12 protein-coding genes are annotated in these 18,958 nt (G+C 65.3%); 6 read left to right on the forward strand and 6 right to left on the reverse strand.

Going from position 1 to position 18,958, the window contains the following annotated elements; all coding sequences use genetic code 11:
- Positions 1–86 precede the first annotated feature (86 nt).
- Positions 87–2,924, forward strand: a complete 2,838-nt coding sequence (gene alaS / locus ACQS5P_RS14500) for an alanine--tRNA ligase (protein ID WP_428937333.1) — start codon at positions 87–89, stop codon at positions 2,922–2,924.
- Between the two features lie 21 nt (positions 2,925–2,945).
- Here alaS and ACQS5P_RS14505 read toward each other — a convergent pair whose 3' ends face one another.
- Positions 2,946–3,869 (reverse strand): hypothetical protein, encoded by a 924-nt coding sequence (locus ACQS5P_RS14505; RefSeq protein ID WP_428937334.1) that lies wholly within the window; start codon positions 3,867–3,869, stop codon positions 2,946–2,948.
- A gap of 158 nt (positions 3,870–4,027) precedes the next feature.
- Between ACQS5P_RS14505 and priA the strand changes: the two genes are divergently transcribed.
- Positions 4,028–6,394: a replication restart helicase PriA gene (gene priA / locus ACQS5P_RS14510; protein WP_428937335.1), complete on the forward strand. Its 2,367-nt coding sequence runs from the start codon at positions 4,028–4,030 to the stop codon at positions 6,392–6,394.
- Positions 6,395–6,410: 16 nt separating this feature from the next.
- On the opposite strand, the gene ACQS5P_RS14515 is transcribed toward priA, so the two are convergent.
- Positions 6,411–7,061 carry a phosphoribosylanthranilate isomerase gene (locus ACQS5P_RS14515; RefSeq protein ID WP_428937336.1) on the reverse strand — a complete coding sequence of 217 codons (651 nt, stop codon included), beginning with the start codon at positions 7,059–7,061 and terminating at the stop codon, positions 6,411–6,413.
- A gap of 379 nt (positions 7,062–7,440) precedes the next feature.
- Positions 7,441–7,881, reverse strand: coding sequence for a MaoC/PaaZ C-terminal domain-containing protein (locus tag ACQS5P_RS14520; RefSeq protein ID WP_428937337.1), 441 nt, complete (start codon positions 7,879–7,881; stop codon positions 7,441–7,443).
- 132 nt (positions 7,882–8,013) lie between these two features.
- On the opposite strand from ACQS5P_RS14520, the gene ACQS5P_RS14525 reads away from it, so the two are divergent.
- Entirely contained in the window at positions 8,014–9,168 is a 1,155-nt protein-coding gene (locus ACQS5P_RS14525; protein ID WP_428937338.1) for an ABC transporter substrate-binding protein, read from the forward strand.
- Positions 9,165–10,331, forward strand: coding sequence for a CaiB/BaiF CoA transferase family protein (locus ACQS5P_RS14530; RefSeq protein WP_428937339.1), 1,167 nt, complete (start codon positions 9,165–9,167; stop codon positions 10,329–10,331). Before ACQS5P_RS14525 ends, ACQS5P_RS14530 begins: the two co-directional genes overlap by 4 nt.
- Positions 10,332–10,614: 283 nt before the next feature.
- On the opposite strand, the gene ACQS5P_RS14535 is transcribed toward ACQS5P_RS14530, so the two are convergent.
- On the reverse strand, positions 10,615–11,280 hold the full coding sequence (locus ACQS5P_RS14535; protein WP_428937340.1) for an RraA family protein: 666 nt from the start codon (positions 11,278–11,280) through the stop codon (positions 10,615–10,617).
- Between the two features lie 47 nt (positions 11,281–11,327).
- Between ACQS5P_RS14535 and ACQS5P_RS14540 the strand changes: the two genes are divergently transcribed.
- Positions 11,328–12,815, forward strand: coding sequence for a M81 family metallopeptidase (locus ACQS5P_RS14540; RefSeq protein ID WP_428937341.1), 1,488 nt, complete (start codon positions 11,328–11,330; stop codon positions 12,813–12,815).
- 346 nt (positions 12,816–13,161) lie between these two features.
- Here ACQS5P_RS14540 and ACQS5P_RS14545 read toward each other — a convergent pair whose 3' ends face one another.
- Together ACQS5P_RS14545 and ACQS5P_RS14550 are read right to left on the reverse strand one after the other, a co-directional pair.
- Positions 13,162–14,865 carry an NAD+ synthase gene (locus tag ACQS5P_RS14545; RefSeq protein WP_428937342.1) on the reverse strand — a complete coding sequence of 568 codons (1,704 nt, stop codon included), beginning with the start codon at positions 14,863–14,865 and terminating at the stop codon, positions 13,162–13,164.
- A gap of 69 nt (positions 14,866–14,934) precedes the next feature.
- Positions 14,935–17,199 (reverse strand): HEAT repeat domain-containing protein, encoded by a 2,265-nt coding sequence (locus ACQS5P_RS14550; RefSeq protein ID WP_428937343.1) that lies wholly within the window; start codon positions 17,197–17,199, stop codon positions 14,935–14,937.
- Positions 17,200–17,574: 375 nt separating this feature from the next.
- On the opposite strand from ACQS5P_RS14550, the gene ACQS5P_RS14555 reads away from it, so the two are divergent.
- On the forward strand, positions 17,575–18,927 hold the full coding sequence (locus tag ACQS5P_RS14555) for a tetratricopeptide repeat protein (RefSeq protein ID WP_428937344.1): 1,353 nt from the start codon (positions 17,575–17,577) through the stop codon (positions 18,925–18,927).
- Positions 18,928–18,958: the final 31 nt, after the last annotated feature.

Here is an 18,958-nt window from a genome sequence, read left to right on the forward strand (position 1 = left end):
CATCGGGTCTGGTGCTGTCTTGCCCGCGCTTGATGCACTGCACCGCTCGGACAATAATCACCGGCCTTTGGACGGTGTGAAACCCCATGACTTCCAACGAGATTCGCCGGCAGTTCATCGACTTTTTCGTCACCAGGCACGGGCACACCTTTGTGCCCAGTTCGCCGGTCGTGCCACACGACGACCCGACTCTGCTGTTCACCAATGCCGGAATGAATCAGTTCAAGCCGATCTTCCTGGGGATCGAGAAGCGCGACTACGTGCGGGCGGTGAACTCGCAGAAGTGCATCCGCGCCGGCGGAAAACACAACGACCTGGACGATGTCGGGCGGTCGCGACGCCATCACACCTTCTTCGAGATGCTGGGCAACTGGAGCTTCGGGGATTACTTCAAGGCCGAGGCGATCGAATGGGCCTGGGAACTGCTCACCAAAGTCTGGAAACTCGATCCCACGCGGCTGCACGTGACCTGCTTCGAGGGCGACGAGGCGAACGGCGTGCCCCGGGATGTTGAGGCGGCCAGGCTCTGGAAGCAGATCGCCGGCCTGCCCGACGACCACATCCACTTTTTCGGCAAGGACAACTTCTGGGAGATGGGCGAGACCGGCCCGTGCGGACCGTGTTCCGAGATCCACATCGACCGCACGCCGGACAAGTCCGGCGGGCAGCGGATCAACGGCGACGACCCGCGGGTGATGGAGATCTGGAACCTGGTCTTCATCCAGTACAACCGCAACCCCGACCGCTCGCTTACGCCTCTGCCGGCCAAACATGTCGATACCGGCATGGGCTTTGAGCGCATCTGTCACGTTCTTCAGGGCAAGCAGGACAACTACGCCATTGACCTGTTCGACCCGTTCTGGGATGCCCTGACCGCGATGACCGGAATCAAATACACCGGGCAGTTCCCGCCCACCAATGCGCCCAACCCCGAGCTTGAGGCGGCCAATGAGCAGCTTCGGCACGACATTGCATTTCGTGTGATTGCGGATCACGCCCGCTGCCTGACGTTCGCGCTGACCGACGGGGCGGTTCCGGGCAACGAGGGGCGCGGATACGTGCTTCGGCGGATTCTTCGCCGCGCTGTTCGCTTCGGTCGCCAGCAGCTTGGCCTGCGCGACCCGTTCCTGCACAGGATGGTGGACGTGGTGGTGCAGGCCATGGGCGAGGCATTCCCGGAGCTGAAGCGCGATCCCGCGCGTGTCGCGCAGATCATCCGGGACGAGGAGATCAGCTTTGGCCGCACGCTGGACCGCGGGCTGGCGCTGTTTGAAGAAGCCGCCCGCGCAGCAGCGGCGCGCGGCACCTCGCAAATCAGCGCGGCCGATGCGTTCAAGCTGCACGACACCTACGGCTTCCCGATCGACCTGACGGAGATCATGGCCGCTGAGCGCGGAATGACCGTGGACAAGGCCGGCTATGAAAAGCTGATGGAGGAGGCGCGCAATCGCGCCCGCGCCGCCGGGCAGGAAGGCCAGACCGGCATCTATGAGCTGACCCCCGCGGCGCTGGCGGAGCTGGCCAGAGAGGGCATCGCTCCCACCGACGACTCGGCCAAGTATCAGACCGACCCGATCCGTGCCCGAGTGGTGGCCATCTGGAACGGCAGCAACCTGGATCCATCCGCCGATCCGTCGGCCGACCAGGAGGTGGCCGTCATCCTCGACCGCACGAACTTTTACGCGGAGATGGGCGGACAGGTCGGCGACAGCGGCGTGCTGGCCAGCGCCGGCGCGTGCTTCGACGTGGAGACCACGCGGATGGTCGGGGGATACGTGCTGCATGTTGGCCGGGTACGCAGCGGCTGCATCCGCGTCGGCGATGAGGTCACCGCCACTGTATCGCCGGCCCGATTCCCCACCATGCAGAACCACACCGGCACGCACCTGGCCAACTGGGCGCTGCGTGAGGTGCTGGGCGACGGGGTCGAGCAGAAGGGCTCGCTGGTCGATCCGCTGAAGCTGCGATTTGATTTTTCGTACGGCAAGTCGTTGGACGATGAGCAGGTGGCGCAGGTCGAGGCGCTGGTGAATCAGTGCATCGCCCGCAAGATGCCCGTTTATGCCCAGGTGGTGCCGCAGGAGCAGGCGCTGAAGATCAACGGTCTGCGGGCGGTTTTCGGCGAAAAGTATCCGCCGATGGTTCGCGTGGTGAGCATCGGCGTTACGGTTGAGGAGTTGTTGAAGGATCCGCTCAACCCCAGGTGGCGGCAGTACTCGATCGAGTTCTGCGGGGGCACGCATCTGCGCAATACGGCGGAGGTGGAGGAGTTTGTGATCACCGCCGAGGAGTCGGTGAGCAAGGGCGTGCGGCGGATTGTGGCGCTGACCGGGGCCGCGGCCCGCGCCGCGGCGCAGCGCCGGCAGGAGCTTGAAGCCGCCATCGCCAACGCCCGATCGCTGCCCGAATCGCAGCTTGCCCGCGAGCTTCAAGCCCTTCAGAAGCAGCTCGGGGCCGACGATGTTCCGCTGCTGGCCAGACGTCGCGGACAGGCGGCGATTGCCGAGCTACAGGCCAGGTATCGAGCCTGGGAAAAGGCGCAGCAGAAGGCGGCGGCGAGCATCGACATCGGCGCGACTGCGGCCGAGCTGGTTGCCGCCGGGCCGATCATGGTCGCGGCCATCGAAGGCGCCAGCGACGAGCAGCTTCGCGGGGTGATCGACTCGATCCGCAAGCGAACGGCGAGTTTCGCGGCGTTGTTGGCCAGCAGCGACGGGCAGCGGGTCAGTTTTGTCGCCGCCGTCAGCGATGACCTGATTGCCAAAGGATTGAAAGCCGGGGACTGGGTTCGCGAGGCGGCGAAGGTGGCGGGCGGTGGCGGGGGCGGACGCCCGCAGATGGCCCAGGCCGGCGGCAAGGATCCCTCGCGGCTGCCCGAGTCGCTGCAAGCCGCCCGCGAGTTCGCCCGCAGGATCCTCGGATAAGGGGTCGGGAGTCTTTTTCGTTTATCCCTGTCGTTCCAGTTGCCAGCGGCGACTGGTCCAGTAGCCCAGCAGGGCGCCGGCGGTGCCGGCGCTGGCGTAGTCCAGCGGCATCGCACGCGTCACCGGCGCCAGCACCCCGCGCGGATCGCCGATCATCCACTCCCCGGGCCAGAAAAACTGGCTGAGGTACCCGATGATCGCGACGACGAACGGGCCGCAGAAGAACCAGATGCTCGGGCGCGCCGGCACGAAATGGTGCGCCGCCAGTGCTGCAAGGCTGGCGCTGATGAACAGCCCGCACAGAGTCTGCATCTTCTGGTCGGTCTGCACCAGAAAGATCACCCCCAGCAGGGTCAGGATGATCTGCGCCGCGGTGGCCAGGAGTTTCTGATCCAGCGGTTCGTCCGGATCGTCGTTCGGGTCGGCCGCCTGTTCCAGGGGAAGCTTACCAGCCTGAGCGGCGCGACGAAGCAGCATCCATGCCAGCACGATGCCGAGACCGAGGATCAGTGTCTCCAGGGCCAGCAACAGGTAGACGCCAGGGGTGTGGGCGTTGAACAGTGCGAATCGTGCCGGTCCCATGCGTGCCGCCAGTGCCGCAAGCCCCAGGGCGGCGCAGAACAGCCCGCCGTCGTAATGCACACCGGAAGCGAACACGGAGCTGATCATCGCCCCGCCGATCAGAGCCACCCATGCCACGCCAATCGCCAGCAGGGGCGCAGACTGTTGCAGCAGCGATCCTGCGCGTGCTGGTGCGGCGGGTATATGCAACGTATCAGCCAGCCAAAGCGTCAGCACGGCACAGAGGATCCCGCCAGTGGTGAGGCTGAATCGCTCTCGCATGACAAAGCCGCGCCACAGGCGGCGCGGCAGCGGCGGGGTTGCCCGGACCTGCTCAGGCTCGGCGACTTGCGACGGTGACGGCTGTGAATCGTCCAGAACCATGGGTTTGTCTTCATGTCGGCGTTTGGGCAGGAGGCGCGTTGCCCTGAAGAGCTCTGCCCGCCAGATCGTCGGCATTCTAGCCGCATTGGCTGGAATCGCCACGCCGGAATCCTAACTCTTGCCGAACAACAATGGGGGGATTACCATCCGTCATGGCCATGACGCTGTTTGGTCAGGATGATCCGGCCGTCGCCGCAGCACCGTCTGCGCAGGCGGCGGGGCCATTCGCCGGCGTGGCGATCGAGCAGAGCGTTGATCGCGTGCTGGACTACTCGATTCCCCCAAAGCTGGTCGGTCTGCTGCGTGTCGGGCAGCGCGTCAGGGTTCCGCTGGGGAGGAACAACAAGCCAGCCATCGGCTACGTCGTGTCGATCAGCGACACGACCAGCTATCCCAACATCAAGCCGATCAGCGGCATCGACGATGACCGCGTGCTGGTGGATGGGCCAATGCTCGAACTGGCACGCTGGATGAGCCGCTATTACTGCGCCCCGCTGGGGACGGTGATCGAAACGATCATCCCCTCGGCCGTGAAAAAGAAAGTCGGCCTGGGGTATTCGCAGATGGTAAGCCTGGCCAAGCCGCGCGAGCAGGCGCAGTCGATTCTGGAAAAGACCAAAGCACCCAAGCGACGGGCGATTCTGGCGCGGCTGCTTCAGCTTGAGCCGGGAGAGTCGATCGAGCTGTCGCGGCTGGCAGGTCAGGCGGGGGTCACTGTCGCGACGGTCCGCCGGTTGCGCGGCACGGGGCTGATTACGATCCGCAGCGAACCGGATCTGGCGGGGCTGACCAGCCAGATCGAAGTCTCGCCCGCGGATGAGCCGCAGATTCAACTCAACGCCGATCAGCAGGCGGTGATGCAGGATCTGATGCCGCGCGTGAGCCGCGGCGGATTCAGCGTCAACCTGCTGCTGGGCGTGACCGGCAGCGGCAAAACCGAGATCTACCTGCGCTGCATCGCCGAAGTCGTCGCGCAAGGACGGCAGGCCATCGTCCTGGTGCCGGAAATCGCTCTGACCCCGCAGACGGTTCGGCGATTCACGGCGCGTTTCCCGCGAGTGGCGATTCTGCACAGCGCCCTGAGCGCAACCCAACGACACCGTTTCTGGCAGCAGATCTCGACCGGGCAGGCCGACGTCGTCGTCGGCGCCCGCAGCGCCGTATTCGCGCCGCTGCCGAGGCTGGGGATCATCGTCGTCGATGAGGAACACGAGGCCAGCTACAAGCAGGACATTGCCCCGCGGTACCACGCGCGGGATGTGGCCATCAAGCGCGCCCAGCTCCAAGGCGTTCCCGTCCTTTTGGGCAGCGCCACGCCATCGCTGGAGAGCTGGCAGCGAGTCCAGTCTCGAGCGCAGCAGGCACAGGAGCCGCAGTCAGCCGGTTCGTACTACCTGCTGCGGCTGCCGCATCGGGTTCGCGGGCTGTCCCTGCCGCACGTGGAGCTGGTGGACATGCGGGTGGTCAACCGGAATCGGCGGGGGGTTCATCTTCTGTCCCCGCGGCTGGAATACCTGCTGCGGAACACGATCGACGCCGGCCAGCAGGCGATTCTGCTGCTGAACCGCCGCGGCTACTCCAACTTCGTGTATTGCCCGTCGTGTCAGCATCTCATGCAGTGCAAGTACTGTGATACGACGATGACGTACCACCGCTCGGTCGCGGCGCACACGCACAGCGCCAAGCTTGCCGAAAGCGTTCATGCGGGGCAGTTGCATTGCCACTACTGCCTGGCGGTCAATCCGCTGCCGGAGAAATGCCCGCAATGCGGGAAGTTGCTGAGCCTGTTCGGGCTGGGCACGCAGCGGGTCGAGGAGGAGATCGCCAGAAAGTTTCCCGAGCTGAAGTTTGCGCGGGTGGACAGCGACTCGATGCGGAGCTGGCGCGACTACGAGGCGACGCTGGGGCGATTCGCCCGCCGGGAAATCCAGGTCATGCTCGGCACGCAGTTGATCGCCAAGGGGCTGGATTACCCGAATGTGACGCTGGTGGGAGTGATCAGCGGCGACACGGCGCTTGCTCTGCCCGATTTCCGCGCCGCCGAGCGGACTTTCCAGCTCATCACGCAGGTCGCCGGCCGCGCCGGGCGCGGCGATGCGCCGGGGCGGGTGGTGCTTCAGACGTTTCTGCCGGACGATCCGACGATCCAGGCGGCGCTGAAGCAGGATTACGAAGGCTTTGCCCGGGTCGAGCTGGAGAATCGTAAGTCTGTCGGGCTGCCGCCCTTTACGCGAATGGTGCGAATCGTGATCCGCGATCAGGACGCTGAAAAGCTCAACAAGCGTGCCGAGGAGTTGGCGGCGCAGCTCTCGCAGGCCACCGCGCCGCACGGGCCGGCGGTGGCGATGCGCGGGCCGATGCCCTGCGCCATCGGGCGGATCGCAGGGTACTTCAGGTCTCAGATCGTGCTGATCAGCCCCAGTGCCGCGCGGCTGCAAAACGTTCTGGCGGCGGTTCGGGAAAAGGGCGCGCTGGCTCGCAGCGAACGGATTGCCGTCGATGTGGATCCGGTAGCCCTGCTATGAACAGAACAGCGGCTGCTCAGGACAGGTCGGCGGCGCGGACGGCCTGGACGAACGCCGCCATCCGCTGGGCTGACTTGATCCCTGGCGATTCCTCGATCCCGCTGCTGACGTCCACCGCCCAGGGGCGAAGCAGCCGGACCACGTCGGCGACGTTGTCGGGGCGCAGTCCGCCAGCCAGGATCAGACGCGGATGGTCTGGCAGGTGCCCGGACTGCTGAAGCGAATGGATCAGTTGCCAGTCATTCTCGACGCCGCTGCCGCCGGCGCCGCTGTCCAGCAAGATGGCCGCGACCGATTTCGCCTGCCGCCAGATCGCAAGCTCCTGGGCGGTCCGGTCGGGTCCAATCCGCAATGCCTTGATAATCCGCAGGTGCCCCGGCAGGGACGCGAGCAGGTCCGGCGATTCCTGTCCGTGAAGCTGGACGTGCCCAAGCCCCACCGCGGCGGCTATGTCCAGAACGATGCGCGGCGTCGGATCGACGAACAGACCAACGGGCGTGACGAACGGCGGGAGCTCAGCCAGGATCTGCCCGGCCAGCTCGATGCAGATTCGCCGAGGGGAATTAGCGTGCAGGACCAGGCCGATGGCGTCGGCGCCGAGTTCCACCGCCGCCAGGGCGTCCTGAACCCGCGTGATCCCGCAGAACTTGATCCGTGTCCGCCTCATCAGCAGCCGATCTTACGTGCTTTGACGGCGATGGGACATCGCCGATGCACGGACTGAGCCGGCTCTGCGGCGCTGTCGCGTTCAACTGTCCGCATAAACCTTACTTACGGAAGTGTCGGGCGAACCTTCCGAGCTTCAGTGCCGGATTCATCGCGGCCCATACAAGATTGTGGGGATCGGATGAACCTCAACCCGAACATATCGTATATCTCTTGTAACGATCCTCCTTCCCTGGGTGGCGTGGAATGCCGAGAGGTCCACGCCACCTTTTTTATGCGCCGAGCTGGCGGGCCATCGGCGGCACAGCGCTGACAATTCATTGCGATGACGGCAACGTCGATTCTCACGCTGATCACCGTGGATCATCCGCCCCGGTGGGTCATCGCGGTCGCTTCAGCACCAGCGAGATCTCCTCGCACGCCAGCACCACCTCGTTGCGTTGGTTGAGCACTTCGACATGTTCGGTGACTCGGCCATACTCCGGACGCTTGGGGTCGTCCTGTTTGCCGACCACTCGGACTCGCGTGCGGATCGTGTCGCCGATGAACACGGGCTTGATGAATCGCAGGCGGTCGTAGCCGTAGGAGAAACCGGCTTCGTTGATCCGCGAGGCGCGCAATCCGATGCCGATGGCGAAGGTCATCGTGCCGTGGGCGATTCGCTGGCCGAAAGGCGTTGTCTTGGCGAACTCGGCGTCCATGTGGTGCGGGAAGAAGTCGCCGGTGTGGCCGGCGTGGAACACGATGTCCGCCTCGGTGATCGTTCGCCCGTGCGTCTCGAACGTGTGCCCGATCTCGATGTCTTCGAAGTAGGTTGTCATGCCCGTATCACTACCGTCCCGGCCGTGCTGGAGGCGCTGCACAAGGGGCACGACGCCCGTGGCACGCGCGATCGTTTGACACGCGCGTTGATACCTGACGAAAATGGCGGCTGTCAAATGAAGACCAGGACATTGAGAGGAATTTCGTGGGATCATCCGCGCGGGTTCGGGCCTCTGCCGCCCACCGCAGCGCAATTCGCCGCCACTCACCCCGATGTGCAGATTGTCTGGGAAAAGCGATCGCTGCACGACTTCGGCGCGTATCCGGTGGATGAGCTGGCCAGGAAGTACGATCTGGTCGTGCTGGATCATCCGTGGGTCGGTTTCATGTCGGAGACGCACTGCTACCTGCCGATGGATGAGCTGCTTCCCCGCGCGGTGCTGGAGGACCTGGCGGCGCACAGCGTTGGACCATCTCATCGCAGCTACGAATGGGACGGGCATCAGTGGGCGCTGGCGATCGACGCGGCCACGCCCGTCGCGTCCTACCGGCCCGACCTGCTGGCGCGGCTGGGCATGCACGTGCCCACAACGTGGCAGCAGGTGCTGGAGCTTGGCCGAGCGGCACGCGCCGCCGGGATGCGCATCGGCATGCCCTTGGGACCGGTCGATGCGATCTCGGTGTTCCTGACACTGGCGGACAACATCGGCGGCCAGCCGTTTGCCACCACCGGCCGCGTGGTCAGCAACGACGTGGCCAGAAGCGTCATGGACGCGATGCGTCGCCTGGCCGAATTGTGCGATCCGCTCGATTACACCCTCACGCCCATCACGCTGATGGATCGCATGAGCACGACCGACCAGATCGTGTATTGCCCGCTGGCCTACGGATACAACAACTACTCGCGCGCCGGCTTCAGGCCCAAGCTGTGCCTGTATGCGGACATGCCCTCGCTGGGCAACGACGGACCCAAAGGCTCGCACATCGGCGGCACGGGGATCGCCATCTCGACAAAATGCCAGTGGCCGCAGGTCGCCGCCGAGTACTGCGCGTGGGTGTGCGGCGGAGAGTGCCAGCGGACGATCTATTTCGACCACGGCGGGCAGCCCGGGCACAGCCAGGCCTGGGATGATCCGCGCGTCAACCAGCTCTCGCATGACTTTTTCCGCAACACGCGGCAGACGATCGAACGCGCCTACCTGCGACCGCGGTACAACGGCTATATCCGCGTTCAGTATGAGGGCGGGGCGATGATCCAAAAGTGCCTGCGCGACAACGGCGACGTCGATCAGCTCGTGCGCGATCTGAATGACCTGTATCAGCAATCGCTCGGAGGAAACAAGTGAACGATGATTCGGTGCTGCCCCTCAAAGGGCTGCTCGTGCTGGACCTCAGCCAGTACATGGCCGGGCCGGGCGCATCGCTGCGACTGGCCGACCTGGGGGCGCGGGTGATCAAGATCGAAAGGCCCGGCAGCGGTGACGGCTCGCGACATCTGTTTTGTTCCAACCTTCGCTTCGATACCGACAGCGCCCTGTTCCACACCGTCAACCGCAACAAGCAGAGCCTGAGTCTGGACCTGAAGAATCCCAAAGATCTGGCCAGGCTGAAAAAGCTCATCGCCCGCGCCGACGTGCTGATCGAAAACTTCCGCCCGGGCGTAATGGAGCGGCTGGGGCTGACCTGGCGGGTGCTCTCGGAGCTGAACCCCAGGCTGGTCTTCGCCAGCGTCACCGGCTACGGCGCCGACGGCCCGTGGCGTGACTTGCCGGGCCAGGATCTGCTCGTGCAGTCGCGCTCGGGGCTGGTCTGGTTGACGGGCAACGACTCCGATCCGCCGATCGCCTTCGGCCTGTCGGTGGCGGACATGTTCGCAGCCCAGCATCTGGTGCAGGGCATCCTCGCGTGCCTGTTGCGCCGCGGGATCACTGGCCGCGGCGGACGCGTCGAGGTCAGCCTCATCGAATCCTGCCTCGATCTTCAATTTGAGGTCTTCACAACGTACTTGAACGACGGCGGCAGGCTGCCCGTGCGAGGCGAATCCAACGGCGCTCATGCTTATCTGGGCGCGCCCTACGGCATCTACCAGACCGCCGACGGTTACCTGGCGCTGGCGATGAACCCGATCCCGCGGCTGGGCGAGCTGCTGGGGATCGACGAACTTCGCAACTATCCCGACAGCGATTCATGGTTCACGCATCGCGATCAGATTCGCCGCACCATCGCGGCGCGTCTGCGAACTCGCAAAACACGCGACTGGCTGGATATCCTCCAACCCGCCGACATCTGGTGCGCCGAAGTGCTGACCTGGCGGCAACTGACGGAGCATCCGGCCTTCCAGACGCTGAACATGATCCAGCCCATCGCCCGCCCTGACGGGCAGAAGATGCTCACCACGCGCTGCCCGATCCGAATCGACGGACAGGTGCTCAAGTCCCCGCAGCCCGGCCCCAGGCTGGGGGAGCACGATCGGACTGTCGCAATGGAATTTGACCTCGAAGAAGCGTGAACCGTTCGCACGGACAGGGCTGCCGCCGCGACAAAAAGCACACATGTGGCCCCTGGGCGCGATGGGGCTTTCGCATAGCTGCCTGTGTCACGGGCGTCCGGCCAGAACAACCCGGCTGTCGAACGTTCGAATTGGAGTGCATCGCGCATGGCCGGGACGGCCATGCCACAATGGGCTCGTCTCGGTTGTCATCGCACGCACCTGCGAGTCTGAGCGAAAGACGCGGCTGCTCCAAGATGTGGATAAACGACACGCAAGATGCCATCCCACGAGAGATCCTCGCTCACAGCACGCCGTACGTCTTGTACGCCTCGACCGCCTTCATGCCGTTGCGGATGGCGTCGCGGGTGCGGTTTTCGTCGCGGACTTTCTTCAGGGCGCGGGCCAGCACGTCGCGTTCGGCGGCCTGCGGGACCACGGCCACGCCGTCGATGTCGGCGATCACCAGGTCGCCCGGACTGAACAGCACTCCGTCGATCTCGACCGGCACGTCAATATCGATCACGCGCTGGCGATGCATGCTGTCATAGGGGCAGGTGCCGCGGGCGTAGACCGGGAAGTTCATCGCCCGCATCTTCATCACGTCGCGCACCGCCCCGTCAACGATCGCGCCCACGCACCCGCTGTTCTTCGCCGCCGTCGAAAGCAGCTCCCCCCAGATGCCCGAGCGCATGGATCCGCCCGCGGCGGCGATCAGCACGTCGCCGCTCTTGCACGTATCGACCGCCACAAGTTCAAGCTCGTATGGCCTGGGATCCTCGTGCGCCATGTCGGCCCAGAGGGTCGTCTTGCATCGGCCCAGCAGAACCCCCGTCGCGGAAACCGGCTGAAACTGCACGCGCGGCGATTGATGACGCAGACCCGCCGCGTCCAGTGCATCCAGCACGACGGCGGTGTAGAGCACTTGGCGCAGGGCAGCAAGATCGTTCAGTGGTTCGCTGTCAGACATGTGATTTTTGCTCCGCAGTCGGCAAGAGTATAAGAAGGATCCTGAGAATGGGCCACAGATCCCGCTCAACGATGCGCGTCGGAATCATCTGCATTCAGCAGGAGTCCAACACGTTTCTGACGACGCCGACGACGCTGCGCGCCTTCGAGCAGGATCGGCTGTATCGCGGCGAAGCGATCCGGCCGGCGGTGGCGCAGGCGCAGCATGAGATCGGCGGATTCTTCCAGGGGCTCGACGCCGCGGGCATCCAGGCCGTGCCGATGCTGATGGCGGTGGCGCTGCCCTGCGGAACCGTCACCGATGAAACGCTCGACGCCCTGATGAACATGATGTTCGACGAACTGGACCGGGCCGGGCAGCTCGACGGGCTGCTGGTGGCGCCGCACGGGGCGGCGGTGGCACAATCGCAGCCGGACATGGACGGATACTGGCTGACGTTGCTGCGGCAGCGCGTGGGCAGCGACATGCCGATCGTCTGCACGCTGGACCTGCACGCCAACGTCTCGCAGTGGATGATCGACGCCTGCAACGCGACCATCAGCTATCGCACCAACCCGCACCTGGACCAGCGCGCCCGCGGCATCGAGGCCGCTCAGCTCATCGCCGGCACGTTGCGAGGCGAAGTAAACCCGACGCAGGCCGCGGCGTTTCCACCGCTGGCGATCAACATCGAGCGACAACTGACACGCGAGGAGCCGTGCCGATCACTGATGGCCAGGGCGGATGAGATTCGCAAACGGCCCGGCGTGCTCGCGACGAGCGTGAACCTGGGGTTTCCCTACTCGGATGTCCCGGAGATGGGCTGCTCGTTCATCGTCGTGACCGACGGCGATGCGTCGCTCGCGCGCACGTACGCCGATGAACTGTCCGATTTCGCCTGGCAGCGTCGCCACAGCTTCATCGGCGAGTTGATCGATCCGGAAGATGCCATCGACCGCGCGCTTCAGTCGCCCAGGCCGGTGTGTCTGCTGGATATGGGCGACAACGTCGGCGGTGGCTCGGCGGCGGACGGAACCGTGCTGGCGCACGCGCTGGCGCGGCGGGGCATCAGATCGTTCGTGGCGCTGTACGATCCGGATTCGGCGCGTCGGGCGATCGACGCCGGACCGGGCGCAAAGCTCATGCTGCGCATGGGCGGCAAGACGGATGATCTGCACGGCCCGCCGCTGGAAGCACGCGTTACCGTCGTCAGCATCCACGACGGCAGGTTTGCCGAGACGCAGGTCCGCCACGGCGGAAGGACCGTCTATGACATGGGTCCCACGGCGATCGTCCAGACCGATTCGGGCCTGACGGTTCAGCTCACCAGCCTTCGCATGGTTCCGTTCAGCCTTGGGCAACTGACGAGCTGCGGCATTGATCCTACTCAGTTCGATGTGATCGTCGCCAAGGGAGTTCACGCGCCGGTGGCGGCGTACGAAACGGTGTGCAGGACGCTGATTCGCACGAACACGCCCGGCACCACCACCGCCGACATGGGGCGGCTGCCGTACCGTCACCGCCGCCGCCCGCTGTTTCCATTCGAGCAGATTTGAAGTTGCATATCGACATCGCTGGCGTCGCGGCGCCGGAGGTGCTGGTAGCGATGTCGAACTGTGTCATGGGCGTCTCGCCCGTGCCCAGTGGCATGGAGCGATGAACAGCCCGGATGTCGAATTTTCGAACTCGAGCGCACCCTGCATGGCCGGGACGGCCGTGCTACAGTCGGCTCGTCCAGGCGTTCATCGCACTCACCCGCGCATCCGAGCGAAAAACGCGCGTGGTCCGAGATGTGTATAAACGACAGGCGGGACGCCCATGCGGGCAGAGCAGGCGAGGACGGGGCGCTCGCGGCGCGCAAAGAGCACTTGGGAATTGCCTGCGCGCCGCAGGCACAGGAGTTTACTCCAGCACGGGTGACGGTTCTCCGTGTTTGGGAAGGACCTGCACGTAATTCTGCGCGATCGGCATGCGGCGGCCAAAACCAAAGGCGCGACTGGTCACTTTCAAGCCCGGCGCCGCCTGGCGACGCTTGTACTCGCTGCGGTCGATCAGCCGGATGACCTGCATCACCGTGGCCGGGTCGAAGCCTTCGGCGATGATCTCGGCGGCGCCTTTCTCGTCTTCCACATAGCGCTCGATGATCTGATCCAGAACCTGGTAAGGAGGCAGCGTATCCTGATCGGTCTGGTTGGGGCGCAGCTCGGCGGAGGGCACTTTCTCGATGCTGCTGCGCGGGATCAGCTCCCGGCCGGCCTGCTGGTTGATCCATCGCGCCATCTCCCAGACCATCGTCTTGGGCACATCGCTGATAACCGCCAGTCCGCCTGCCATGTCGCCGTACAGCGTGCAATATCCCACCGCCAGCTCGCTCTTGTTGCCTGTGCTGAGCAGAAGGTGGTTGAACTTGTTGGAGATGGCCATCAGCAGTGCACCGCGGATACGCGCCTGGAGGTTTTCTTCGGTGACGTCGGGCGGTCGCGAGGCAAAAAGCGGCGCCAGCGTGCGTTCGTAGGCTTCGTGAACGTCGCGGATGGGCACGATATGGAACTCGATGCCCAGGTTTTCGGCCAACTGCCGGGCGTCGCGGACGGAATGTTCCGAGCTGTACCGGCTGGGCATCGAGACGCCCACGACCCTGTCGCGTCCCAGCGCCGCCACCGCGATGGCGCAGGTCAGCGCGCTGTCGATGCCTCCGGACAGACCCAGCACCACGCTCTTGAAGCCGCACTTTCGCACGTAGTCGCGCAGACCCAGAATCAGAGCCTTGTAGATCGATTCGATGCCCCGGCTGTGCGTGTTGACGGCCGAGCCCTGGGGCTGCAAGTCCGGCCCGGTGAAGTCCACCGTGATCAGGTCTTCCTCGAAATCTCTTGCGTTGGCGACGAGGTTTCCCCGGGCATCGAACACGCAACTGTTGCCGTCAAAGACAAGCTCGTCGTTGCCGCCGACCTGGTTGACATAGATCAAAGGCCGGGCGAATCGCCGCGCCTGTGCCCCGAACAGCTCGATGCGGAAATCATGCTTGCCGACGACGAAGGGCGAGGCGCTGGCGTTGATCATGATCTGCGCGCCGGCGGCGGAGAGCTCGGCGATGGGGTTCTGGTGATAGAGCCGGCGGGGGATCAGACGCTCATCATTCCACAGATCCTCGCAGATCGACAGCCCGATCGACAAATCCCCGATCTGCACGAGCTGATTGCGCTGCGTGGCCGGGCCAGGCTCGAAGTAGCGCGTCTCGTCGAACACGTCGTAGGTCGGCAGCAGTGTTTTGTAGTGCACGCTGGCGATGCTGCCGTCGCGCAGCACGGCCACGGCGTTGTGCAGCGGTCGCCCAACCGGCTGCTCGTTCCTGGCGGCATAGCCGACGATCAGATCGATTCCCCGCACCCGCGAGGCGATGATGTTCAGCGCCCGGATGTTGTCGGTAATGAACTGCGGTTTGAGCAGCAGGTCTTTGGGCGGATAGCCCGGAATCGACAGTTCAGGAAAGATCACGAGGCTGGCGCCGGCGGCTTTGGCGCGACCGGCGAATTCGATGATCTTACGGCAGTTGCCGGCAATGTCGCCCACCGTCGGATTCGTTTGTGCAAGCGCCACACGCATGCGCGGGATTATAGCGGCTCAGCAGCGGGGCCACAGAGTCGCTGGCGGCTGCGATGCAGCTTCACACCGCTATCGGCCGGCGGCGCGCGTCGTGGCAGGCGCGGCCTCTCCCAGCCGGTTGCGGATCTCCGTCTCGATCCGAGTGAGCTGATCCAGCGCCACCGGACCCAGCGGCGGGTCCATCGTCCGGGCGGCGGCGATCAGCTTCAACGCATCGTCATAGGCGAACGACGTGGTCAGACGCTCGGCCTCCTGACGGATCAGCGCGCCCATCGCCGGCTGATGGTTGATGTTCTGGCGAATATTCTCCGAGGCAAAGTCGATGGCCTGGGTGTATTGGCGGTCCAGCAGCAGTGCCCGCATCCGGTCATTGATCAGGTTGGTGACCACAACCTCGGCGCGCTGGGGTCGAGAGGCCCAGTATTCCAGGGCCAGCCGGAAGTACTCCGCCGCTCGCCTGGGGTCATTCAGCCGCATGTAGATCGCGCCCAGGTTCTGATGTACGCCGGCCAACTGTTCCAGTCGTCCCTGGGCCGAGAGCTTTTCGGCAAGCTGGGTGAGCACGACCATCTGCCGCTCGGGCTGAGCGCGAAAGCGTTCGGCGAGGTTGGCCAGTTCCTCGATCGCCAGTTGCGGCAGCAGGCTCTGGAGTACCAGCCAGGCGCTTTTCTGCACGCTGGGATCCGGTTCGTTGTCGGGGTCGAGCCTTTGACGGAGCTGTTCCCAGTACCGGTCGGCGTTGCGGAGTTTTCCCAGCGCCTCGACGGCGCGATAGCGTACGCGCGGATCGCGATCGCCAAGGTAGTCGGCCACGACCGAGGCGGATCGCGGATCGCCCAGCTCGCCGATCGCCCGCAGCGCCAGCCCGCGGATCTGCGACGATTCGCCGCGCGACACTTCCAGCAGCCGCATCAGCGTCGGCAGCAGCGATTCCTGACGCAGCGGGGCCATGGCGTCGATCACGGCTTCGCGCAGTTCTGCCGTGCCGGTGCCCGGACGAAGACGCTCAAAGGCCTGTCGCAGCGCCTCGGCGGTTTGGCGCGCCAGGGCGGCGTCGGAGTCGCGGATCTTGGGGCCAAGCTGTTCCAGGGCGCGTGCGGCAGCGGTGGCTGAAAGCGGGGACGGATCGTTGAGCATGGCCAGCAGCGCCGGCACGGCGCGCAGATCGTTGATCGGCGCCAGGGCATCGGCCAGCCGCGCCCGCACCGCCGGCTCGGTCTCGATCGCGAGCTGCGCCAGCAGCGGTCCCAGCGCTTCAGCGTCGTTCATTGCCGCCAGCGTTGCCGCCGCCTGCTCCCGAACCTTGGGGCTGCTGTCGCCAATCAGCAGTCGGACCTGCTCGCGTGCGGCGGCGGAGACGGGGCGGTTGTCCAGCACTTCCTCGCGGACGATCGCAGCCCCGATCGCGCGGATCTCGGCTTCGGCGCTTCTCATGAATCGCAGGAGCATCTCGGCGCGCTGGGATGCGTTGGCGGCGGTGGTGTACTGCTCGGTGAGCAGCCGCTTCAGCTCGACGCTCAAGTCGCCGTAGCGACGTCGAAACTGTTCCAGCCGCGCCGATCGCCGGGCCAGCATCTCGGCGCGAAATTCCCCCTCGGGGCGATTGGCCTGAGTTGCCCACCACTGGTTCCACTGGTCCAGGTCCTGCCCGAAGCGGCTCTGGGCCGCCAGGTCGGCCAGGGCTTCGGCGGCGGCGCGTCGAATCGGCTCGCTCTCGTCGGCGGCGCGCAGCAGATTCATCAGCAGCTCGGCGGTTCGCTTTTCCACGAAAGAGCCGAGCACAAGGATGGCCTCTCGGCGGACCAGGTCCTGCGCCGGGGGGCGACGCTGCACCAGCGCCATCAGCCGTGTCAGGACCTCCGGATGATCGCGGTAATTGGCCAGCGCCCGCGCCGCGGCTTCGCTGAGGCTGCGGTTTCCGGCCCAGAGGGCGGCAAAAAGCGGATCGATCAGGGCCGGGTCCGGGTCCGGATCGTCGGCCAGTGCCCGGGCGGCGGCGGCCTGCGCGTCGGGGTTGGCCAGGTTCATCAGGGCATCGCCCAGCACGGCCCGGGCCTCGGGGGTTCGCCGCGCCAGCAGTCGCCGGGCGGCTTCGTCCCGCTGTTCGCGCGTCGAGTTGGGGTCATTGAGGATTGCGGCAAGCTGCTGGCGGTCGCGACGGATGTATTCGGCGATGTCGCGGGCGATGTCCCAGGTGGTGGGGGCAGTGGCTGGCGCGGCGACGGGGGGAGTGCTGTCCTGAGGCGGCGCCTGCGCCGACAGGCAGCGATCGGGCGCAAGCACGCCGGCAGCCATTGTCGCCGCCAGCACCGTCGCCACCAGCCTGAGATTCATTCCCGCCGCCACGCGTCCATCCGCACCTGTTGGACCTGAAGGACCCGCATTTGTCCCGATCACGCAGCTCCACGCCGAGCTGTCCGGCTGAGTTCGGTCAACGGCGCGATCCGCCCAACCGCCGCCCGCCGGGCACAAGGCTCCGGCCAAAAGCGGCGAATTTCCCGCAACGCGCCGCGGTCGGCAGAGTAACGTATTTTGCATCGCCCGCAAAGTGCGCCCGGCCAGGGCGAACGATTCGGCTCAGGCTGGATTGGGGCTTTGTCGCGAGTTGTTCTTGCTGCGACGGCGGGCTGGATCGTAAAGTGTGGCGCGACAGGTTTGCGGCAGGATCAGGACGTTTGCCGTGGGCCGGGCATATTCAGGCGGACGGCCATGTCGATCGAGAGCAACGAGTGCGACTGGAATGAGGCCGAACAGCGCGTGGAGCGCGCCCAGGAACTTTTCGAGCAGCGCCGCTGGCAGGAGGCCCTGGAGGAGCTGCGCGCCGCCACCAGCATCAATCCGTACAACTCAAGCTGGCATTACAACATCGGACTGACGCTCGATCAGCTCGGCCGGCACGAGGAGGCGATCCAGGCCTACCAGCAGGCGCTGAGCATCGAGCCAAACGATGTGCAGGCGCTGCACCGGATGGCGGTGGACCTGCATGAAATCGGGCGCTTCCACGACGCCATCGCCGCCTTCGAACGCATCGAGCAGATCGACAGCGCCTTTGAACCGGCTTACTGCGGACGGATCCTGAGCTATGCTGAACTTGGCCAGCATCAGCGCGCCGAGGAGATGTTCTATCTGGCCAGGCTCTATCGCGAGGATTGCCCCGATTGCTACTACAACATCGGGGTGAGCCTGGCGGCGCGGAAGCAGTACGACCGGGCGATCTACTGCTGGCAGCGGGCGCTGGATTTGGATGAGCAGCATCCCGAGGCTCACCTGCGGATCGCCGAAGCGCTGTGGAGCAAGGGGGAGTTGGAGAAGGCCCGGCAGCATTACATCGAGGGCTTGCGCCAGGAACCGGGCAACACCGCGACACTGCTGGATCTGGCCGAGCTGCTGTGGGAGATGGGGCGGGTTGATGAGGCGGGGGAAAAGATCCGCAGCGCCGTTGAGCTTGCCCCGGACGATCCGGCCGGACACTGCCTGCTGGGACGATGGCTGCTGGATCATGGGCGGGGAGCCGAGGCGGAACTGTCCCTCCGCCGGGCCATCGAGCTTGATCCGACCTGTCCGGGGGTGCATTTGCAACTTGCGCGCCTGTTCCTGAGCCGCCGCGACCTGGCCGAGGCCAGACGCCAGCTCCGCGCCGAGCTGCTGCTGCGGCCTAACGATCCTCAGACTCTGCTGGATCTATCCAACCTGCTGGTGGATCTTGGCGAGATCCGACCGGCGCTGGCATGTCTCAAACGCCTGGTGCAACTGGCCCCCGATCATGCCGGCGGCTGGCAGAACCTGGCCGTGGCGCACTTCCTTCGCGGGCGATACGACGAGGGCATCGCCGCCAGTCACGAATCGCTCAAGCACGACCCGGACAACGTGCAGGCGATGCACAACCTGGCGCTTGCGCTGGGCCGGATGGGGCGTTACGACGAGGCGATCGCGATTGTGCGCCAGGGGCTGACAAAGGCCCCGAAGGACATATCGCTCCAGCGTGTGGAACTGCGACTGCACCTGCTGCGAGTGCGGCAGCGGATCGCCAGCCTGTGCCGCAGATTGCTGCGGTGGCAGTAGCCGTGTCACCTGATCCGTCCTTGACGCGAAA

The organism is Fontivita pretiosa (assembly GCF_050410795.1).
Classification (GTDB): Bacteria; Planctomycetota; Phycisphaerae; order Tepidisphaerales; family Tepidisphaeraceae; genus Fontivita; species Fontivita pretiosa.

What these genes read in the sequence shown, in the direction of transcription:
- alaS (WP_428937333.1), top strand. Translation starts at nt 87, where the DNA reads ATGACTTCCAACGAGATTCGCCGGCAGTTCATCGACTTTTTCGTCACC.
- ACQS5P_RS14505 (WP_428937334.1), bottom strand. Translation starts at nt 3,869, where the DNA reads ATGGTTCTGGACGATTCACAGCCGTCACCGTCGCAAGTCGCCGAGCCT.
- priA (WP_428937335.1), top strand. Translation starts at nt 4,028, where the DNA reads ATGACGCTGTTTGGTCAGGATGATCCGGCCGTCGCCGCAGCACCGTCT.
- ACQS5P_RS14515 (WP_428937336.1), bottom strand. Translation starts at nt 7,061, where the DNA reads ATGAGGCGGACACGGATCAAGTTCTGCGGGATCACGCGGGTTCAGGAC.
- ACQS5P_RS14520 (WP_428937337.1), bottom strand. Translation starts at nt 7,881, where the DNA reads ATGACAACCTACTTCGAAGACATCGAGATCGGGCACACGTTCGAGACG.
- ACQS5P_RS14535 (WP_428937340.1), bottom strand. Translation starts at nt 11,280, where the DNA reads ATGTCTGACAGCGAACCACTGAACGATCTTGCTGCCCTGCGCCAAGTG.
- ACQS5P_RS14540 (WP_428937341.1), top strand. Translation starts at nt 11,328, where the DNA reads ATGGGCCACAGATCCCGCTCAACGATGCGCGTCGGAATCATCTGCATT.
- ACQS5P_RS14545 (WP_428937342.1), bottom strand. Translation starts at nt 14,865, where the DNA reads ATGCGTGTGGCGCTTGCACAAACGAATCCGACGGTGGGCGACATTGCC.
- ACQS5P_RS14550 (WP_428937343.1), bottom strand. Translation starts at nt 17,199, where the DNA reads ATGAATCTCAGGCTGGTGGCGACGGTGCTGGCGGCGACAATGGCTGCC.
- ACQS5P_RS14555 (WP_428937344.1), top strand. Translation starts at nt 17,575, where the DNA reads ATGTCGATCGAGAGCAACGAGTGCGACTGGAATGAGGCCGAACAGCGC.